Origin of the sequence: Rhodococcus aetherivorans (assembly GCF_025722975.1) — a bacterium.
GTDB classification, from domain to species: domain Bacteria; phylum Actinomycetota; class Actinomycetes; order Mycobacteriales; family Mycobacteriaceae; genus Rhodococcus; species Rhodococcus aetherivorans.
On the sequence record NZ_CP106982.1, the window covers coordinates 5,741,050 to 5,758,137 of the forward strand.

The 17,088-nt window shown below is 70.2% G+C and carries 18 protein-coding genes and 1 pseudogene; 3 read left to right on the forward strand and 16 right to left on the reverse strand.

Annotation, left to right across the window (positions count from 1 at the left end; genetic code table 11):
- Positions 1–2: 2 nt before the first annotated feature.
- The 11 genes from OCS65_RS26310 to OCS65_RS26355 form a co-directional block, all read right to left on the reverse strand.
- Positions 3–500 (reverse strand): hydrogenase maturation protease, encoded by a 498-nt coding sequence (locus tag OCS65_RS26310; RefSeq protein ID WP_006941976.1) that lies wholly within the window; start codon positions 498–500, stop codon positions 3–5.
- Position 501: 1 nt separating this feature from the next.
- Entirely contained in the window at positions 502–621 is a 120-nt protein-coding gene (locus OCS65_RS29970) for a DUF6893 family small protein (RefSeq protein ID WP_006941977.1), read from the reverse strand.
- Positions 618–1,994 (reverse strand): hypothetical protein, encoded by a 1,377-nt coding sequence (locus OCS65_RS26315; protein WP_006941980.1) that lies wholly within the window; start codon positions 1,992–1,994, stop codon positions 618–620. Before OCS65_RS26315 ends, OCS65_RS29970 begins: the two co-directional genes overlap by 4 nt.
- The gene (locus OCS65_RS26320; protein ID WP_006941981.1) at positions 1,991–2,662 is read right to left on the reverse strand and encodes a DUF6084 family protein; all 672 of its coding nucleotides are present in this window, start codon (positions 2,660–2,662) and stop codon (positions 1,991–1,993) included. The genes OCS65_RS26315 and OCS65_RS26320 overlap by 4 nt, the downstream gene beginning before the upstream one ends.
- Positions 2,659–3,285, reverse strand: coding sequence for a DUF5947 family protein (locus tag OCS65_RS26325; RefSeq protein ID WP_006941983.1), 627 nt, complete (start codon positions 3,283–3,285; stop codon positions 2,659–2,661). The genes OCS65_RS26320 and OCS65_RS26325 overlap by 4 nt, the downstream gene beginning before the upstream one ends.
- Positions 3,285–4,157, reverse strand: coding sequence for a NifU family protein (locus OCS65_RS26330; protein ID WP_006941985.1), 873 nt, complete (start codon positions 4,155–4,157; stop codon positions 3,285–3,287). The genes OCS65_RS26325 and OCS65_RS26330 overlap by 1 nt, the downstream gene beginning before the upstream one ends.
- A 4-nt stretch (positions 4,158–4,161) precedes the next feature.
- A complete protein-coding gene (locus OCS65_RS26335) occupies positions 4,162–5,946 on the reverse strand; it encodes a nickel-dependent hydrogenase large subunit (RefSeq protein ID WP_006941992.1) in 1,785 nt (594 codons plus the stop codon).
- A gap of 24 nt (positions 5,947–5,970) precedes the next feature.
- Positions 5,971–7,026 carry an NADH-quinone oxidoreductase subunit B family protein gene (locus OCS65_RS26340; protein ID WP_006941993.1) on the reverse strand — a complete coding sequence of 352 codons (1,056 nt, stop codon included), beginning with the start codon at positions 7,024–7,026 and terminating at the stop codon, positions 5,971–5,973.
- Between the two features lie 111 nt (positions 7,027–7,137).
- Entirely contained in the window at positions 7,138–7,995 is an 858-nt protein-coding gene (gene hypB, locus OCS65_RS26345) for a hydrogenase nickel incorporation protein HypB (protein WP_263508130.1), read from the reverse strand.
- 4 nt (positions 7,996–7,999) lie between these two features.
- Entirely contained in the window at positions 8,000–8,329 is a 330-nt protein-coding gene (locus OCS65_RS26350; RefSeq protein WP_006941999.1) for a hydrogenase maturation nickel metallochaperone HypA/HybF, read from the reverse strand.
- A 72-nt stretch (positions 8,330–8,401) separates the two neighbouring features.
- Positions 8,402–8,779 carry an ArsR/SmtB family transcription factor gene (locus OCS65_RS26355; RefSeq protein WP_006942001.1) on the reverse strand — a complete coding sequence of 126 codons (378 nt, stop codon included), beginning with the start codon at positions 8,777–8,779 and terminating at the stop codon, positions 8,402–8,404.
- Between the two features lie 178 nt (positions 8,780–8,957).
- Between OCS65_RS26355 and otsB the strand changes: the two genes are divergently transcribed.
- Together otsB and OCS65_RS26365 are read left to right on the forward strand one after the other, a co-directional pair.
- On the forward strand, positions 8,958–9,770 hold the full coding sequence (gene otsB / locus OCS65_RS26360; RefSeq protein ID WP_029547177.1) for a trehalose-phosphatase: 813 nt from the start codon (positions 8,958–8,960) through the stop codon (positions 9,768–9,770).
- 37 nt (positions 9,771–9,807) lie between these two features.
- Complete coding sequence (locus tag OCS65_RS26365; protein ID WP_006942004.1) at positions 9,808–12,240, forward strand: glycoside hydrolase family 65 protein; 2,433 nt, start codon at positions 9,808–9,810, stop codon at positions 12,238–12,240.
- 84 nt (positions 12,241–12,324) lie between these two features.
- Here the strand turns inward: OCS65_RS26365 and OCS65_RS26370 are convergent, their stop codons facing one another.
- A complete protein-coding gene (locus OCS65_RS26370; RefSeq protein WP_006942006.1) occupies positions 12,325–12,834 on the reverse strand; it encodes an O-acetyl-ADP-ribose deacetylase in 510 nt (169 codons plus the stop codon).
- Positions 12,831–13,828, reverse strand: a pseudogene (locus tag OCS65_RS26375) (ADP-ribosylglycohydrolase family protein). Before OCS65_RS26375 ends, OCS65_RS26370 begins: the two are co-directional and overlap by 4 nt.
- Before the next feature lie 76 nt (positions 13,829–13,904).
- On the opposite strand from OCS65_RS26375, the gene OCS65_RS26380 reads away from it, so the two are divergent.
- The gene (locus OCS65_RS26380; RefSeq protein WP_263508133.1) at positions 13,905–14,585 is read left to right on the forward strand and encodes an NUDIX hydrolase; all 681 of its coding nucleotides are present in this window, start codon (positions 13,905–13,907) and stop codon (positions 14,583–14,585) included.
- Between the two features lie 18 nt (positions 14,586–14,603).
- On the opposite strand, the gene OCS65_RS26385 is transcribed toward OCS65_RS26380, so the two are convergent.
- The 3 genes from OCS65_RS26385 to OCS65_RS26395 form a co-directional block, all read right to left on the reverse strand.
- Complete coding sequence (locus tag OCS65_RS26385; protein WP_006942012.1) at positions 14,604–15,011, reverse strand: hypothetical protein; 408 nt, start codon at positions 15,009–15,011, stop codon at positions 14,604–14,606.
- Positions 15,012–15,091: 80 nt separating this feature from the next.
- Entirely contained in the window at positions 15,092–15,640 is a 549-nt protein-coding gene (locus OCS65_RS26390; RefSeq protein ID WP_263508135.1) for a GNAT family N-acetyltransferase, read from the reverse strand.
- Between the two features lie 132 nt (positions 15,641–15,772).
- Positions 15,773–17,014: an oxygenase MpaB family protein gene (locus OCS65_RS26395; RefSeq protein WP_263508137.1), complete on the reverse strand. Its 1,242-nt coding sequence runs from the start codon at positions 17,012–17,014 to the stop codon at positions 15,773–15,775.
- Between the last annotated feature and the right edge of the window lie 74 nt (positions 17,015–17,088).

Genomic DNA, 17,088 nt, shown 5'->3' on the forward strand with positions numbered 1-17,088 from the left:
GCTCAGCCCTCGTCCCCGGCGACCGCGGCTCCCGCCGGCGGCGCCTGCGCACGCAGGCGGCGCACGGTGCGCCGGACGGCATCGACGGCCGGGCCGACGGCCGCGGCGACCGCCGGGGACAGCCCGATGCCCTCCTCGACCGCCGCCACCTGGCAGCCCACCACCACGGTGGGGGGCGCCTGCCCGCCGAGCGCCTCGAGGCTCGCGAACACCGCGGCCGGGTCCATGGCGTGCGCGTCGATTCCCGCCGGCCCCCGCGTGGCGGTGTCGGCTTCGAAGACCCGCACGGCGCCCGGCTCGCCGGCGCCGGGGACGGCGTCGACGAGCACGAGCGCGTCCCACCCGTCGAGCAGGTCGTAGGCCAGGTGCATGCCGCGGATCCCGTAGTCCACCACCCGGGTTCCGGGTGTGTCGGCCGGGATCCGCCGCACCACCTCGGGGCCGAAGCCGTCGTCGCCGAGGAAGATGTTGCCGATGCCCGCCACCAGGATCCGCACCACGTCACATCCTGCGCATCCGCAGGTACCGCTGGATGTCCGGCAGCGACTGCACCGTCACGACCACCCCGCCGATCACCGCGGCGGCCAGTGCCGCGGTGGCCAGCATTCCGATGAATCTCATGGCTCCTCTTTCCTCCCGAGCGGCTCGAGTTCGTCGGGCGCGAAGTACAGGTAGCGCCCGTACCAGTCGTGCAGGTCCGCGGCCGGATCGTCGACGAGGACGACCCCGACGTGGGTCTCGCCGTCGACGTCGGCGTGCACGGTGGCCACGCGCGCCACCCGGTCCCGGAAGAACAGGTCCTGCGCGTCGGCCCGGCGCGACGGGTGCAGCCGCACCAGGCTGCCCTGCGCGACCCGGATCCCGCCGATCAGCACCCCGTCCGTCTCGGGCCGGACGCTGGTGTCCGCCTCGGGGGTCCACCAGTCGACGCCGTCGGGCAGTTCTGGAATCAGCCCGCCCTCGCGGTGCGGGTCCCGCAGGATGCCGTGCAGGGCCTGCATCTCGGCGGGGGTCATCGTCTCGCAGCGTTCGACGATCTGCGCGGCCCGGGGGTCGGTGGCCCGCGCCTCGGCCTTCTCCTCGTCGGTCAGGGTCAGGACCCGCAGGGTGAGGATCTCGTCGATCTCGGTGGCGTCGAACAGGTCCCCGCCGCTCTGCTCGGCGACCTGCGGATGGTCGTACAGGATGATCGGGGACACCAGCAGCGTGGCGGACTCGCCGGGTGTGGCGGGGTCGGCGTCGCCGGCGAGGACCGGGAAACACCGGGTGTGTGCGCACTCGTCCGCGAGGCCGGCGACGTCGGCGGGCGGCTCGAGCAGCGAGACGAACCGCCCGCCGCGGGCGGCGAGGATCAGATGCGCCCCGATCAGCGATCGTCGCAGCGCGTCGGCGGCGTCCACGGGTGCGTCGCCGGTGTTCTCGACGGCGAGATCCAGGCGCATCGCCGCACCGGTTCCGGCGGACGGGCCCCGCTCCACGCGGACGACGGCGTGCACCGGCCACCGCGTGCGTACCACCCGGCCGGTGACGGCACCGTCCGCGGCGGTGAGCAGTTCGATGTCCGCACCGCCGGGAACGGCGACCGGAACCGTACGCGGGACGGCGAGTTCGGTGACCGGCAGCGGCCCGAGGGGAATCTCGCATTCCACGGCCTCGTCCCACCCGATCCACGAGCGGCCCGCGACGGTCAGTTCGGCCACGGTGACGTAGTCGTCGCCGTCGCGGCGCTGCACCGTGCGGGTCTGCAGTTGCAGGAACCGCACGACCACGTCGATCGTGGCGTCGGCGCGCAGTGGGCGCAGCACGCACTGCGTGGCCAGCGCCGGCTCCTCGCCGATCCCCGCGGCGGCGGCGCCGGGCGGGCCGAGCACACCGAACTGCCAGCGGGAGTGGTTCTTACGGGAACTCGCCCGGTACGGGTACAACAGGTACCCCTCGTACAGCACAGCGTCGGCCACCGCTCGCACCCGATCAGCCTGTCCCTGCACGGTCACGACGCCGCCTCCCCCGCGCCGGTCGCCGCGGCCGGCCTCGCCTCGGCCGCGGCGAGCAGTTCGGTGACCGCCGCGTCGAGATCGGTGTGCCCGTGCGCCACCTTGTACCGGGTCAGCGCGGCCAGCGTGTCGTGCCCCATGCGGGCGAACCCGGTGCCGGGGAAGTGGCTGCGGATCATCTCGTGCCACACCGAGACCGGCAGGTCGTAGCGGGCCTCGCGGTCCCACGGCACCGGCTCGACAGCCACCCCGCCGCCGCCGCGGCCGAACACCGTCCCGCTGAACAGCAGCAGCAGCGGCACCGCGCCGTCGTCGAGGGCGTGCAGATACCGGGCGGCCGCGACCTCGAAGTCGTACGTGCACGGCAGCGGCAGTGCCGTCTCGCACTCGCCGGCGAAGCCCGGCACCATCGTGGACGTCTGCAACCACGCGAACGAGGAGAGGGTGCTGCCCCACCGGTCGCGGGTGCCGAACAGGTCTCCCAGGGCGGCCTCGGCGTCCGGACCGTAGCGTCGGCGGGCCGGTTCCAGGCGCACCTGGCAGCGCAGCGCCACGCTGTGCACCGGCGCACCCGTGGTTTCCCGGATCCGGAGGCGCGCCGAGAGGCTCGGGGTGGCGGCATACGGTTCGGGAGCGATGTCGACGACCGTGAAGTCCAGGGCGGTCACGCCTGCCCCCTCGCCGGGACGGGACGGCTCCGCCGGGCGACCTCCGCGAAGAAGGCGTCGAGCTCGGCACGGGCATCGGTGCCGCCGTCGAAACCGCGCCAGACCCGTCGCAGCCGGCCGACCAGCGCGTAGCAGGCGTCGATGGGCACCAGATGACAGTCGGCGGCGCCCCGTCGAGGAACCCGCACGAGCAGCGCCTCGACGTCCGGCAGCGGGGGCAGGAGCGACGGGTTGCCGCCGCACAGCGCCTCCCAGGCGTCGAGCGGCAGCTCCGATTCGGTCGCGCCGGCCGGGCCGGGATAGAACGCGACGGTCCGGCCCAGGGTCGAATTCCGGAAGAAGAACGCCAGGTTCACCGGGATCTCGAGGCTCGCCCAGGCGCCGGGGGTGAGCGCGAACTCCGGGAAGGACAGGTACCGCTCCGGCACCGCCCGGTAGCGCAGTTTTGCCCCGGGATCGGTGAACAGCAGACAGCAGGCCCGGCACACGCACATCAGCTGGCGTGCCTGCACGTCGACGACGTGCCCGTGCCCGTCGCCGATGCCCACGGCGCACATCTCGCAGCGCTCCCCCGCCGGCCGAGGTGCGGCGATGCGCTGCAGGACCTCGAAGGGGGACGGCATCACGCCACCCCGGCGGGCACGGCCAACGACAGCACGCCGTCCCGCACCAGCACCGGCACCGGTTCGAGGTGTTCGTCGCCCGCGTCGAGCCGGACCCCGGCACCGCGCACGTCGAAGTGCGCCGCACAGGTCGGGCACCGCAGCACCGCCGCGTCCGCCCCGGCCCCGGCCCGCCGGTGCAGCGCCGCGCCGGCGAACGCGTGGGTGCAGACCGGGCACCGGTCCCGGTAGGCGAGGAGCTCACCGGCGACGCGGCACACCAGAACCGGCAGTCCGGCGACGACGAAGCCGCCGACCTCACCTTCCGGGATCTCGTCGAGTTCCGGCGCCGCACACCATGTTCCACGAACATCGGAATGCACCCGGGTGAACAGCGCCGCCGCGGGAATGAGTCCTTGCCCCGTGGACCCGGCGGTCTCGACCTCGAGTTCGGTGATCTCCGGCGCCGCCGCCCGCACCGCGTCCTGCACGGCCAGCTCCAGGGTCACCGCCGACGACGGGCATCCGTGGCAGCTGCCGAGCAGACGCAACCGGACCACGTCGTCGCGGATCGCGACCAGCTCGACGTCCCCGCCGTGCGACCCGAGGTACGGGCGCACCCCGTCCAGCGCCGTGCGCACCCGGGTCTCCACGTCGTGCGGGTGCAGCCCGTGGATCAACAGCAGGCTGGCGACCAGGTCGTCGCGCGCCAGGTCGTCCATCGCGCCGGGATACCGGGCCAGCGCGTCGCAGATTCCGGCGAGTCCCGCCCCGTAGAGTCCCATCACCTCCCGGACCAGGTCCTCGGCCCGTTCGCGCGCCGCCGGCCCGGCCGCGGAGCTCGCGTCCAGCAGTGCCTCGATACGTTCACCCGACTCCCGCCATCGCTCCATCCCGTCACTCCCCGGTGACCGACTGGGTCGGGGAGTGCAGTTTCTCGAGGGTCTTCCCGTCTCCGAGGTACATGTGCACTCCGCAGGGCAGGCACGGGTCGAAACTGCGCACGGTGCGCATGATGTCGATGCCCTTGAAGTGCTCGCGGTCGTTCTCCTCGAAGATCGGCTGCCCCTGCACCGCATCCTCGTACGGGCCGGGTGTGCCGTAGCTGTCGCGCGGGCTGGCGTTCCACGGTGTCGGCGGATACGGATGGTAGTTGGCGATCTTCCCGTCGCGGATCACCAGATGATGCGAGAGAACGCCGCGCACCGCCTCGGTGAACCCGCAGCCGATGCCCTCGTCGGGGACCTCGAACGGTTCCCAGGTCTTGGTGCGGCCGGCCCGGATCTCCACCAGCGCCTTCTCGGCGAAGTGCAGGGCGCACGCGGCGGCGTAGGCCTGGAAGTAGGTGCGGGCCCGGTTGCGTTCGAGGGTGTTGCTGCCGTGCTGCGGGATCTTCCACTCCAACGTCACCGGCCCCTTCAGCGCGGTCTTGGGGAGGTTGATCTGCACGCTCGACCCGGTGGACTTGACGTAGCCGATGTCGACAAGCCCGGCCAGCGCCGTCGACCACAGCCGGGCCAGCGGCCCGCCTCCGGTGTCGAGGGCCAGGTAGTCGGTGCCGTCGAACCAGCGGGGCGACATCACCCAGCTGTACTTGTCCTCGAGATCGCGTTTCTGTGGTCTCGGATTGGTGTGCTGGTTCCAGGGATGGCGACGGTCCACCGGATTGCCCAGCGGATCGGTCTTCACGAACATCTCCTGATCCGTCCAGTCCTCGTAGTACGAGGAGCCGAGCAGGATGCGCAGGCCCAGGTTGATGTCCACCAGCGAGGTCGTCACCAGCTTGCCGTCGACGACCACCCCCGGGGTGACGAACATCTTCCGGCCCCAGTCCTCCATGTCCCGGTAGGCGAAGTTGCACGTCTCCGGGTCCTGGAACGAACCCCAGCACCCGAGCAGGGTGCGCCGCAGCCCCACCTTCTCGTACCCCGGCAGCGCCTCGTAGAAGAAGTCGAACAGGTCGTCGTGCATGGGCACGACCTTCTTCATGAACTCGACGTAGCGCATGAGCCGGGTCAGGTAGTCGGTCATCAGCTGGATCGTGGCGACCGTGCCGACACCGCCCGGGTACAGGGTGGACGGGTGCACGTGGCGACCCTCCATGAGACAGAACATCTCCCGGGTCGAGCGGCTCACGTGCAGTGCCTCGCGGTAGAACTCGCCGGTGAACGGGTTGAGCGTGCGCATGATGTCCGCGATCGTGCGGTAGCCGTGCTGGTCCGCCCGGGGGGCGCGGGTGTTCTCGGCCTTCGCCAGCACCCCCGGATTGGTCTCGGAGACCATCTTCTCGCAGTAGTCGACCCCCACCAGGTTCTCCTGGAAGATGTTGTGGTCGAACATGTATTCCGCGGCCTCACCGAGGTTGACGATCCACTCACCGAGGTGCGGCGGCCTGGCGCCGTACGCCATGTTCTGCGCATAACAGGAACAGGTGGCGTGGTTGTCCCCGCAGATACCGCAGATGCGGCTGGTGATGAAATGCGCGTCGCGCGGGTCCTTGCCCTTCATGAACAGCGAGTAGCCACGGAAGATCGACGAGGTGCTGTGACATTCGGCCACTTCGCGGTTCGCGAAGTCGATCTTCGTGTAGATACCCAGACTGCCCACGATTCTGGTGATCGGATCCCACGCCATCTCCACCAGGTTGCTGCCGGCGGCGGGATCGGGGACGGTGGCTGTCATCGGGCTGCCTCTCTCGGGGCGGGACTACCAGGTACGGGTCGCGCCGGTGGTGAGTTCCGTACCGGGCGTACGCCAGGACGGCTCCTTGTCCAATGTGCTCTTCGTCAGGCTCCGCAGCTGCCGCACGGCCGAGCCGTACACGCCGACCGCCCGCGTCGAGAGCTTCCCCCCGGGCGGCTCGTCCATGAACGGCATGAACTTGTCCGGGAAGCCGGGCATCGTGCAGCCGATGCAGATACCCCCCACGTTGGGGCATCCGCCGATTCCGTTCATCCAACCCCGTTTGGGGACATTGCATTTGACAACCGGCCCCCAGCAGCCGATCTTCACGATGCACTTCGGGGAGCCGTACTCGGTGGCGAAGTCGCCCTGCTCGTAGTACCCGGCGCGATCGCAGCCCTCGTGGACGGTGATGCCGAACAGCCACTGCGGCCGCAGTGCCTCGTCCAGCGGGATCATCGGCGCCTGATTCGTCGCCTGGTACAGCAGGTAGGTCAGCGTCTCGGACAGGTTGTCCGGCTGGATGGGGCATCCCGGCACGCACACGATCGGGATACCCGCCTTCGACTTCCATTCCCAGCCCAGGTAGTCGGGCACGCCCATCGCGCCGGTCGGGTTACCGGCCATGGCGTGAATGCCGCCGTACGTGGCGCAGGTGCCCGCCGCGACGATCGCCGTGGCCTTCGGCGCCAGCCGGTCGAGCCACTCGCTGGTGGTGATCGGTTGCCCGGTCTCTTCGTTGTTGCCGAAGCCGGACCAGTACCCCTCGCCGTGCAGCTTCTCGTTGGGGATCGAACCCTCGACCACCAGCACGAACGGCTCGAGCTCGCCGCGGTCCGCCTTGCGGAACCATTCGAGGAAGTCGTCCGCACCACCCTGGGGGCCGCATTCGAAATCGATCAGCGGCCAATGCACCGCGACCTTCGGCAGCCCCGGCAGCGCGCCGAGTGCAATCTCTTCCACACTGGGTTGCGTGGCGGCGGTGAGAGCCACGGAATCGCCGTCGCAACTGAGCCCGGCGTTGATCCACAACACGTGGATCAAGGCCTCTTCGGCCGCCTGGGCCTCGGGTGTGGGCATGCCGACCACCTTCCGGAGCGCCCCACGCTCCTGCGCCGCAGGAGTCGACCCTCGGCCCACTTGCGCGGCGCTTTCTCTATTAACGCCCCGTTCCGGAGGGATGTCAACGAATCATGATCGTCCCGACCGGCGGTCGGCGATCCAGCGGTACCACGCCTCCATGCCCTCCCCCGTGGTGGCCGACACCGCGAGCACCTCCACGCCGGGGTTGACCGATCCGGCGTGGCGGACACAGGTTTCGAGTTCGAAGTCGACATACGGCAGCAGGTCGACCTTGTTGACGACGACGAGATCGGCGACCGCGAAGATGTGCGGGTACTTGAGCGGTTTGTCCGTTCCCTCCGGCGTCGAGATGAGCACCACCTTGGCCTGCTCCCCCAGATCGAAGAGGGCCGGGCACACCAGATTCCCCACGTTCTCCACGAACAACAGCGTTCCCGGAGCCGGATCCAGGGCGGTGAGCGCGTCGTGCATCATCTGCGCGTCGAGATGGCATCCGGCACCGGTATTGACCTGCACCGCGGCGCATCCCGTCGAGCGGATGCGCTCGGCATCGAGCAGGGTCTCCTGGTCGCCCTCGATCACCGCGATCGGCGCGGAGCCGGACAGCTCACGGATCGTTCGTTCGAGCAGGGTGGTCTTGCCGGCCCCCGGCGAACTCATCACGTTGATCGCCGTCACGCCGCGACCCGCGAGCCACCCCCGCGTACGCTCGGCGAGCAGGTCGTTCTTCGCGAGCACCTGCTGTTCGAGAGTGACGGTCTCGGTCTGCACCGGCGCACTGTCGTGCCCGTGTCCGTGTCCGTGCTCGTGGCCGTGCTCGTGGCCGTGGCCGTGGCCGTGCTCGTGGCCGTGGCCGTGCTCGTGGCCGTGCTCGTGGCCGCGCTCGGCGCCGTGGGGAAGGTCGTGCGCGGGCGGCACCGTGATTCGCGGCCCCGCCTCGTCGTCACAGCCACAGGTGGCACACATCGCTTCAGCTCACCTCCATCGACACGATGCGAAGCTCGCGACCCGACCGCACTTCGACATCGGCACTTCCGCAGGAGCACAACAGAATCGGATCGAACAATGCGAATTCGGTCCCGCAGTCCCGACAGTGCCCGACACCGGCGGGCGTCTCGATGTCCAACCGTGCACCTTCCGCGACGGTGCCCACCGTGACCAGCTCGAAGCAGAACAGCATCGAGTCGGGGATCACGGCACACAGCGCTCCCACCGCGACGCGCACACTGTGCACGCGACGGTCGCCGGCGTGCTCGCACACCGCGTCCACGACGCTCTGCGCGATCGACAATTCATGCATCGCGGCCCCACTCCGCCCACCTCACGGGCTCGTCTTCACGATAGGCCGCGGGCCCGCCCCGGGGACGCGGAATCAGATGCTTCCGTTCTCCGGGGCGGCGTGGTCACGGTCCGGGTGCGTGTGCCCGGCGTGCTGGTGGGTCGCGCCGATCGAATGCAGCAACTCGTGGACCGTCTCGTCCACGAGGCGGTACCGCACCATACGACCCTCACGCTCCGCCGCCACCCAGCCCTGGTTGCGCAGCAGGCGCAGCGCGTGGGACACCGCGGTGCCGGTCATCTCCAGGGCTGCGGCAAGGTCCGTGACACAGATGCCCGGTGCGTGGTGCAGGCACAGCAGCAAGCGCAGCCGGTTCACGTCGGACAACAGTTCGAAGCGGTGGGCCCACCGGTCGATGTCCGGCGTGTGCAGTGCCGCAACGGCGCGCTGCACGTCGGCGGGGTCGAACATTGCGCCGGACGTCATGGCTGAAGTCTACGAACCCGCGGGCCGTCGTAGTGCCCACACCCGTACCGCGGGTCCGGACGGGATACCCCCCTCGTCCCACGACACGGTCCTACAGTGGAAGGGTAGACCGTGGCCGTGCCGCACGCGCGGCGTCCGCCGCGCCACAGGGGGTGCCCCGATGATGGAGGAAACTTCGGTCCGCGATCTGCCTCGCGCGCTGGGGAACGAAAGCCTGACCCGTCGGCTGGCGGAGTGCCGGCCGGCGGTGTTCCTGGACTACGACGGAGTACTCACCCCGATCGTGCCGCGACCGGAGGACGCGGTGATCTCGGACGGCATGCGCACCGTGGTCCGGGAACTCGCGTCACGCTGCCCGGTATGCGTCGTCACCGGCCGGGACCGGGCGGTGGTGCAGCAGCTGATGGGTATCGACGACCTGGTGGTGGCCGGCAGCCACGGCTTCGACATCTGGACCCCGCAACGCGGCTCCGTCTCCGACGACCGCGTCGCCCGGTTCGCGGACCTCGTCGCGGCGGTGACCGACCGGCTCCGCACCGAGATCGGGGCGATCCCCGGGGCGCTGGTGGAGCCCAAACGGGCGTCGGTCGCCGTGCACTACCGGCTCGCCGAACCCGCCGACCGGAACCGGATCGCGACGGTCGTGCAGGGGCTGCTCGCCGAGTACCGCGGCGAGCTGAAGGTCACCCCGGGGAAGATGGTGTACGAGCTCGCGCCCGCCGTCGACTGGGACAAGGGCCGAGCCGTGCTGTACCTGATCGAGGTGCTCGACCTCGACTCCGCCGGCACCGTACCGGTGTACCTGGGCGACGACATCACCGACGAGGACGCCTTCCGGGCGCTGCGCGGACGTGGGATCGGCATCCTCGTCGGCCGGGCGGACGATCCGGAGATGGCAGGCCGGACCACGGCCGCCGAGTTCGTGCTCTCCTCCGTCGACGAGGTGGAGCGCTTTCTGACCGCACTGGCGCGGTGATCGCGGACCACGCCACGGGAGTCCGGGAGGGAACGTCGTGCAGGAGCCGAAGTTCGAGCTCGACTACGACCGGTTCGACAGCGCGTCGGAGGGACTGCGGGAGGCGCTGACCTCCACCGGGAACGGCTACTTCTGCACGCGCGGCACCGCCGAGTGGGAGGACATGAGCCCCATCCACTATCCCGGCACCTACGTGCACGGGATCTACAACCGCGAGACCACGATCATGGGCGGACGCCCGGTGCTCAACGAGGACCTGGTCAACGTGTCCAACTGGCTCGTCCTCAAGCTGCGCATCGAGGGCCAGGACGCGGTCCGGCTCGACAACGTCGACGTGCTGTCCTACCGGCACACCTACGACATCCGGCTCGCCACGGTGATGCGCGAGCTGCGGTTCCGGGACCGCTTCGGGCGGGAGACGACCCTGCGGAGCCGCCGCTTCGTGAGCATGGCCCACAGCCACCAGGCCGGGATCGAGTGGACGCTCGTCCCGGAGAACTGGTCGGGACAGATCGAGGTGGTCTCCGCGCTGGACGGTCGCGTCACGAACCAGATCGTCGCCCGCTACCGGCAGCTCGAAGGCCGCCATCTGGATCCGGTGTCCCCGCGCACGTTCGGCACCGAGACGATCGCCCTGCGGGTGCAGACCCGCCAGTCCGACATCTACGTCGCCGAGGCCGCACGCACCCGGGTCTTCCGCGGGGAAGGTTACGACGACGGACCCGTGGAGGTGGACCGCTCGCTGTACCAGATGGAGGACTACATCCAGCAGGTGCTCTGCTTCGATGTCGAGGAGGGCCGGCCGACACGCGTGGAGAAGATGGTCTCGTTGTTCACCTCCCGGGACAATGCGATCACCGAGGCGCTGGCCGCGTCCGGCCGGCACGTGCTGCGGTACCCCGACTTCGCCGCCGCGTACGCCGAGCACGAGGCGGCGTGGGACGAGCTGTGGGACATCTGCGACGTCCGGCTGCCCAGCGAGCCGCGCGCCCACCTGCTGCTGCGGCTCCACGTGGCGCACGTGCTGCAGGTCTGTTCCCGGCACACGGCGCGGCACGACGTCGGGGTGCCGGCGCGGGGCCTCAACGGGGAGGCCTACCGGGGGCACGTGTTCTGGGACGAGATGTACATCTACCCCTTCCTGAACCTGCGGATGCCGGAGGTGACCCGAAGCCTGCTGCTCTACCGGTACCGACGGTTGTCGGAGGCCCAGGCCGCGGCCGAGGAGGCCGGGTACCGCGGTGCGATGTTCCCCTGGCAGAGCGGCAGCGACGGCACCGAGGAGACCCAGGCCGTCCATCTCAATCCCCTTTCCGGACAGTGGGATCCAGACCTCAGCCGCAATCAGCGGCACGTCAACGCGGCGATCTTCTACAACGTGTGGCGCTTCCTGCAGGCGACCGACGACACGGAGTTCCTGGCCGACTACGGCGCCGAGCTCATGCTCGAGATCGCCCGCTTCTGGGCGTCGACCGCCCACTTCAACCCCGAGCGCGAACGCTACGAGATCCACGGCGTGATGGGGCCGGACGAGTTCCACGAGCGCCATCCCGGCGCGTCCGAGGACGGACTGCGCAACAACGCCTACACCAACGTCATGGTGGCCTGGATCATGGCGACGGTGCCGTCGGTGCTCGACTCGCTCTCGGCCAGCCGCCGCAGCGCCCTGCTCGCCCAGCTCGCGGTGACCGACGAGGAGCTGCACACGTGGGACGACATGAGCCGGCGGATGTTCGTGCCCTTCCACGAGGGGGTCATCAGCCAGTTCGAGGGCTACGACGAGCTCGAGGAGCTCGATTGGGAGCACTACCGTGCCGCCTACCCCAACATCCAGCGGCTCGATCGCATCCTCCGGGCGGAGGGCGAGGATCCGAACCGGTTCAAGATGGCCAAGCAGGCCGACACGGTGATGCTGTTCTTCCTGTTCGACGACGACGAGTTGCACGCGACGTTCGAGCGGCTGGGTTATCCGTACGACCAGGAATTGGCCCGGCGCACCATCGAGTACTACGACCAACGGACCTCGCACGGGTCGACGCTCAGCCACGTCACGTTCGCCGGCGTGCTCGCCGACATCCACCCGCCCAGTTCGTGGGAGCGCTTCATGGTGGCTCTCGAGAGCGACGTCAGTGACATCCAGGGCGGAACCACCAAGGAAGGCATCCACATGGGGGTCATGTCCGGCACGCTGGACCTGCTCCAGAGCAGCTTCGTCGGGGCCCGGGTCTACAAGGGCGTGCTGCTGTTCCGGCCCCGGCTGGTGGACCGGCTCGACGGCGTGTCCTTCTCGATCCGGTTCCGGGGCACGCCACTGCGGGTGCGCATCGTCGGCAACGAGTTGACGGTGCTCGCTCAGCCCGAAGGGTTCCACGGCCCCGTCCGGGTGGGTCTCGACGGCCAGGTGTGCGAACTCGGGGCCGGGGAGAGTTGTGTGTTCACCCTGCCGTCGCAGGAACCGTCGATGTCCTGAGCGCCGCAGGATCGCCGCGGCCGAATGTCACACGCATTCGATCCAATTGAACGCGTGTGACATTCGGCCGCCGGCTCCAGCGCCTTACGCCAGGGTGCGGCGCATCAGTTCGGCGACGCTCCGGTCGTACGCGACGAGCGTGACGATCTCGACCGCGGTCCGGGCGGCGGTGAGGGCGGTGACCGCCTGCCGGATCGCGTCTTCCTTCGGCCAGCCGTAGGCACCGGCGGAGATCAACGGGAACGCGACGGTCCGGGCACCGAGGGTGTCGGCGACGGCAAGGCTGCGGGTGTACGCCGACCGCAGCAGGTGCGAGCGGTCCTCGTGAGGCGAGTAGACCGGCCCGACGGTGTGGATCACCCAGCGCGCCGGGAGCTTTCCTGCGGTGGTGGCCACCGCCGCGCCCACGTCCAGACCGTTGGGCAGCGTCGTCGCGCGCAGGGCCTTGCAGGCGGCGAGGATCTCCGGACCGCCGGCGTGATGGATGGCGCCGTCGACGCCGCCGCCGCCGAGGAGGGAGGACTTGGCGGCGTTGACGATCGCGTCGACGCGCTGGGTGGTGATGTCGCCGTGGACGACGTCGATCAGGGTCACGATTGCTCCTGGAGTTCGGTGGGGTGAGCGGAGACGGCGGCGCGGCGGTCGTATCCCTTCCGCGCGGCGTCCGTGGCCAGGTGGTTCAGGTCGTGCGCGGTGTGCCCGGGCCAGCCGTGCAGGATGCGCCGCCACCGATCGGGGACCGCCGAGGCTCCCCAGCGGGCGCCGAGCAGTCCGCCCGCGATGGCGGCGGTGGTGTCGGTGTCACCGCCGGCGCGGACCGCGGCCTCGAGGGCACGCTGCAGGTGCCCGGCGTCGGAATCGTCGGTGGTGCTGATCGCCCACCACGCGGTCTGCAGGGCGTGGACGGTCCATCCGTTGTTCGCGAAGTCGCCGGGCGTGCCGTGCTCGGCCCGGTCGAGCAGCGGAGCCCAGTAACCGGCGACATCGGCGGGGCAGACCTGCAGGTAGCCGCGGACACCGTCGAAGGTGCCGTGCAGGACGGCGTGGCGGATCGCAAACGTCCACAGCCGGCAGGCCTGAACCGCCTGCGGGTCGTCGTGGGTCAGCAGCGCCACCTCCCCGGCGGCGGCGACGGCAGCGTCCGCGTCGCCCGAGCCGAGATAGGACAGGGCGACCGGGGCGGTCCGCATGAGGGCGCCGTTGCCGCCCTTGCGACCGGTCAGCGCGCGGGCGCGGGCCTGCATCGCCGCGGCGCCGGCGGGGCGATGCGAGAGCACGGCGCGGGTCTGGTTGCCGATGTCCTTCGGGCCGGAGTCGAACCACCGCACGAACTGCGCGGCCACCGCGTCGAGACCTGCTGCGCCGCCGAGGTCGGCGCCGGTGGCCGCGACCTCGGCGACGGCGACGGCCATCGCGGTGTCGTCGGTCCACTCCCCCGGTTCCCAGCCGAACACGCCCCGCCGATCATGTCGATCACCGCGTCGGCGGTGGGATGAGTGAACTCGTAGCCGGCACCGAGGGCGTCCCCCGCCCCCGTCGCGAGAAGCACCCCCACCGCCCGGTCACACTGCTGCGCCGTCAACGCCATTTCCCGCTCCCTCCGCCGACCATTTCGATCAAATCTGCGCTATCAATTTAGATCAAGATCACGCTAAAGTGCAACCGTGAGCGACGGGACGGACGGGGCGGGCCGGAAGCTGGCCGAGTACCCGCACCCCTCGACCGCGGTGGACATCGCCGTGCTGACCTACTCCGACGGCGAACTGCGAGTGCTGGTGGTCGAGCACAGTCTCGGAGGCCTGGCCCTGCCCGGCACCTTCCTCCACGAACGCGAACGCGCCGCCGACGCCGCCCGACGTGCACTGCGTGACAAGACGAGCCTCACCGGCATCCGGTTCCATCAGATCGGCGTGTTCGACGCTCCCGACCGGGACCCGCGCGGATGGGTGATCTCGATCGCCCACGCCGCGGCGTTGCCTCGCAAGGACCTTCCGGGCGACGCCCACCTCGTGTGCGTGCGCGACGGAAAAGCCGAGCAGCCGTTGGCCTTCGACCATGCCGAGATGGTGGCGGCGGCCGTCGCGGATCTGCGAACCCGCTACGCGCAGCGCGTGGATCCCGACGGACTGCTCGGCGACGAGTTCACCGTCCTCGAGCTGCGGCGGTTGTACGAGGTGATATTCGGCGTTCCGCTGCAGAAGGATTCGTTCCGCCGCCACGTGGTCGACGCTCTCGTCAGCACCGGGCGCATGTCGAGTCCGGGCGCCGGCCGGCCGGCGGAACTGTTCCGCCGCAAGGACGGCGCGCGGTTGCCGGCTCAGGCAGCGGTGTTGTTCACCGGCTGATATGCCCGCGGTGCGGATTCAGAGGATCGGGTAGACGAAGTGTCCCGGCCCGCCGCCCGGCAGACTCGAACCCGTGACGTTCGGCAGGTTGGCCGGCAGCCGGATCAGCTTGTGCGGCTGCCCGTTCTGATCGGCCTGCCAGCAGTCGGTGGTCACGCCGTGGAATCCGACGCAGACGATCCGGGTGCCGGTGCCGAACGGTGACGTGAGCCGATTCCGGTTCACCAGCGGATTCCAGTAGTCGAGGTCCGCCGGGGTGAGGAAGTCCTTGGTCTCGAACGGCACCATCGGTGTCGGATAGGACGGAATCTCGGGCCACTCGTCCTGGGCCGCTGCCGGACCGGACGCACCGAGGACGGCCGCGGCCGTCAGCAGCAGCGTGGCTCCCGCGCGCCGGGCATGGCGGCCGATACGGTTGCTCGTCATCTCGCCTCCTCGCGGAACTCGTCCGACCATGGAAGCACGTCGCCGCCGCCCGCGCCGGGCGCCACGCGGAGACGGACCGGTCAGCCGAGCCGCTTGTGGTAGACGACGACGTCGCACGGGACCGCGAGCAGCGGGACCAGTTCGGAGTACATGACCTCGGGCCCGTCCGTCCGCACCGGCACGTACCCCATTCGCGGATACCACTGCGACAGGAACACCTTCGACGCGTGCTCGAAGTCTCTCGGCTGGATGACCTCGAGCTGCATGATCTCGCTCCCGAGCCGTGCCGCGTGGGCCTCGGCGAACCGCACGAGGGCACGGCCGATGCCGGCGCCCCGCACCTCCGGATCGGCAGCGAGCATCCCGAACTCGGCGACGCGGGCGTCGAGCTGCACCACCTTCACGCAGCCCACGATCCGGTCGCCGAGCGAGGCGACGAAGAGCCGGCCGGCACCGGCCAATTCGGCGATCTCGCTCGCCGAGGTCCGGGTGGCTCCCTCCGGCCACATGCCTTCCTCGGCGACCGCATAGACGGCATTGACGAGGTCGGCGACCACCTTCGCCGTGTCGTCACTGCCGTCGGACGGGCGCACAAGGGGCCCGATGCTCAGCTCTCCGGAGTCCGTCAACGTCTTTCACCCGCTCCACTCGACGACCGCCGCCCGCAGCTCCTGTAGACCGGCGGTCCGGCTTGCCGGGACAAGCCTAGCGACCGGGACGACGCGACCGATCGGGCTCCCCGGTGGGCGGCCGGGAAAAGCTCAGCCGGGCAGCGCGCCGACGGCGGGCCTCGACGCCCCGAACTTCGAGGCGAGTTCGCGCCGTGCGGCCCGGTCGCCGAGCCGCTCGAGGAACCGCCTCCCGGTGCGCGTGCGCGCGAGCACTGTGGAGATGACGATGTTCTTGACCACCACCGGCGGAACCGCCCATGCCGGGGTGACGGGCAGACCCAGCTCCCGCAGGCTCTGCGTGCCGAGGAAGTACCGGAGCATGCTCAGCAGGCGCTGCCGCTCGTACCGGCCGCGCACGTCGCCGAACCGGCCGTAGTCGAGGGTGCGCTGGCCCTCCACGAGGGCCCCGGACAGCGCGGCCCCCGCGGGCGTGACGTCGTCCTGCACCAACAGCACGTGGTAGTTGAACACGTGCTGCTCGCGTTCGGTGTCGAACAGCCAGTCCTCGTCGATGCCCATGAGCCATCCGACGTATTTCCACAGGTGCATCACCGCCCGGGACTCCTCACGGGTGACGAAGTAGCCGAGCGCCCGCATGCCGAGCAGCAGCGTGCCGTTGAACAGCCCCAGGGTTGCCGCCTGGTCGGTCTGGTTGATCGGCAGCCCCCAGCGTTCGATGTCCCATCGACCGTTGGTCTCGAACTGGTGGTTGATCAGCGCGTGCATGGCGCGCACGTGCACGGTGAGCTTGAATCCCTCACCGTCCCGGCGCATCCCACCGGGCTCGCCGACCGCCGTACCCCACTTCTGGGTTTCGCCGAGGCGTCGCATCGCGGTCGAACCGGTCAGGCCCCCGGTCTCGACCAGCAGATCCGGCGGCCCACCGAACCGGTAACCGCCGATGAGCGACAGCTGGAGCAGCACGTCGATGCGGCTGCGGCCCATCCGGCGGAAGGCCCGGGCACCCTTCTCCACCAGGCCGAAGTCCACCCATTCGGGGACGTGATCGACCACGGCGAAGAACCGTCGCAGTGCGTCCGGCGCGTCCGGCACCGCGTCGATGCCGTGCTCGAGCGCCCGCTGGAACTGCGCCATGGTCACCCGCTCGGCGTCCGTCCGGGGGCGGCGCATCGCGCGCACCAGGTCCGCGCCCACCTCGTCGCGGGCGACCATCCGGCGGCCGATCCGGTCGAGCAGTTCCTCGTCGACGGCACCGATCCGCGCGTAGGCGCGCAGAGGACGCCCGATGCGCTCGTTTCTGGGTCGGATGCCGGCGTATCGGTGCGGGTAACGCACCGCCGGCGAGTCCTGTCGAATCTCCTGTGCCACCATGGGCCGATGCTTACACGAGCAAATACTCGCGTTCAATTCGCATCCGGACGGTGCCGGTGAGGCCGGCGGAGCAG

Coding starts and splice junctions, on each gene's coding strand:
- OCS65_RS26395 (WP_263508137.1), bottom strand. CDS start 17,014: ATGGTGGCACAGGAGATTCGACAGGACTCGCCGGCGGTGCGTTACCCG.
- OCS65_RS26355 (WP_006942001.1), bottom strand. CDS start 8,779: ATGTTCGACCCCGCCGACGTGCAGCGCGCCGTTGCGGCACTGCACACG.
- OCS65_RS26330 (WP_006941985.1), bottom strand. CDS start 4,157: ATGGAGCGATGGCGGGAGTCGGGTGAACGTATCGAGGCACTGCTGGAC.
- OCS65_RS26340 (WP_006941993.1), bottom strand. CDS start 7,026: ATGCCCACACCCGAGGCCCAGGCGGCCGAAGAGGCCTTGATCCACGTG.
- otsB (WP_029547177.1), top strand. CDS start 8,958: ATGGAGGAAACTTCGGTCCGCGATCTGCCTCGCGCGCTGGGGAACGAA.
- OCS65_RS26335 (WP_006941992.1), bottom strand. CDS start 5,946: ATGACAGCCACCGTCCCCGATCCCGCCGCCGGCAGCAACCTGGTGGAG.
- OCS65_RS26325 (WP_006941983.1), bottom strand. CDS start 3,285: ATGCCGTCCCCCTTCGAGGTCCTGCAGCGCATCGCCGCACCTCGGCCG.
- OCS65_RS26350 (WP_006941999.1), bottom strand. CDS start 8,329: ATGCATGAATTGTCGATCGCGCAGAGCGTCGTGGACGCGGTGTGCGAG.
- OCS65_RS26385 (WP_006942012.1), bottom strand. CDS start 15,011: ATGACGAGCAACCGTATCGGCCGCCATGCCCGGCGCGCGGGAGCCACG.
- hypB (WP_263508130.1), bottom strand. CDS start 7,995: ATGTGTGCCACCTGTGGCTGTGACGACGAGGCGGGGCCGCGAATCACG.
- OCS65_RS29970 (WP_006941977.1), bottom strand. CDS start 621: ATGAGATTCATCGGAATGCTGGCCACCGCGGCACTGGCCGCCGCGGTG.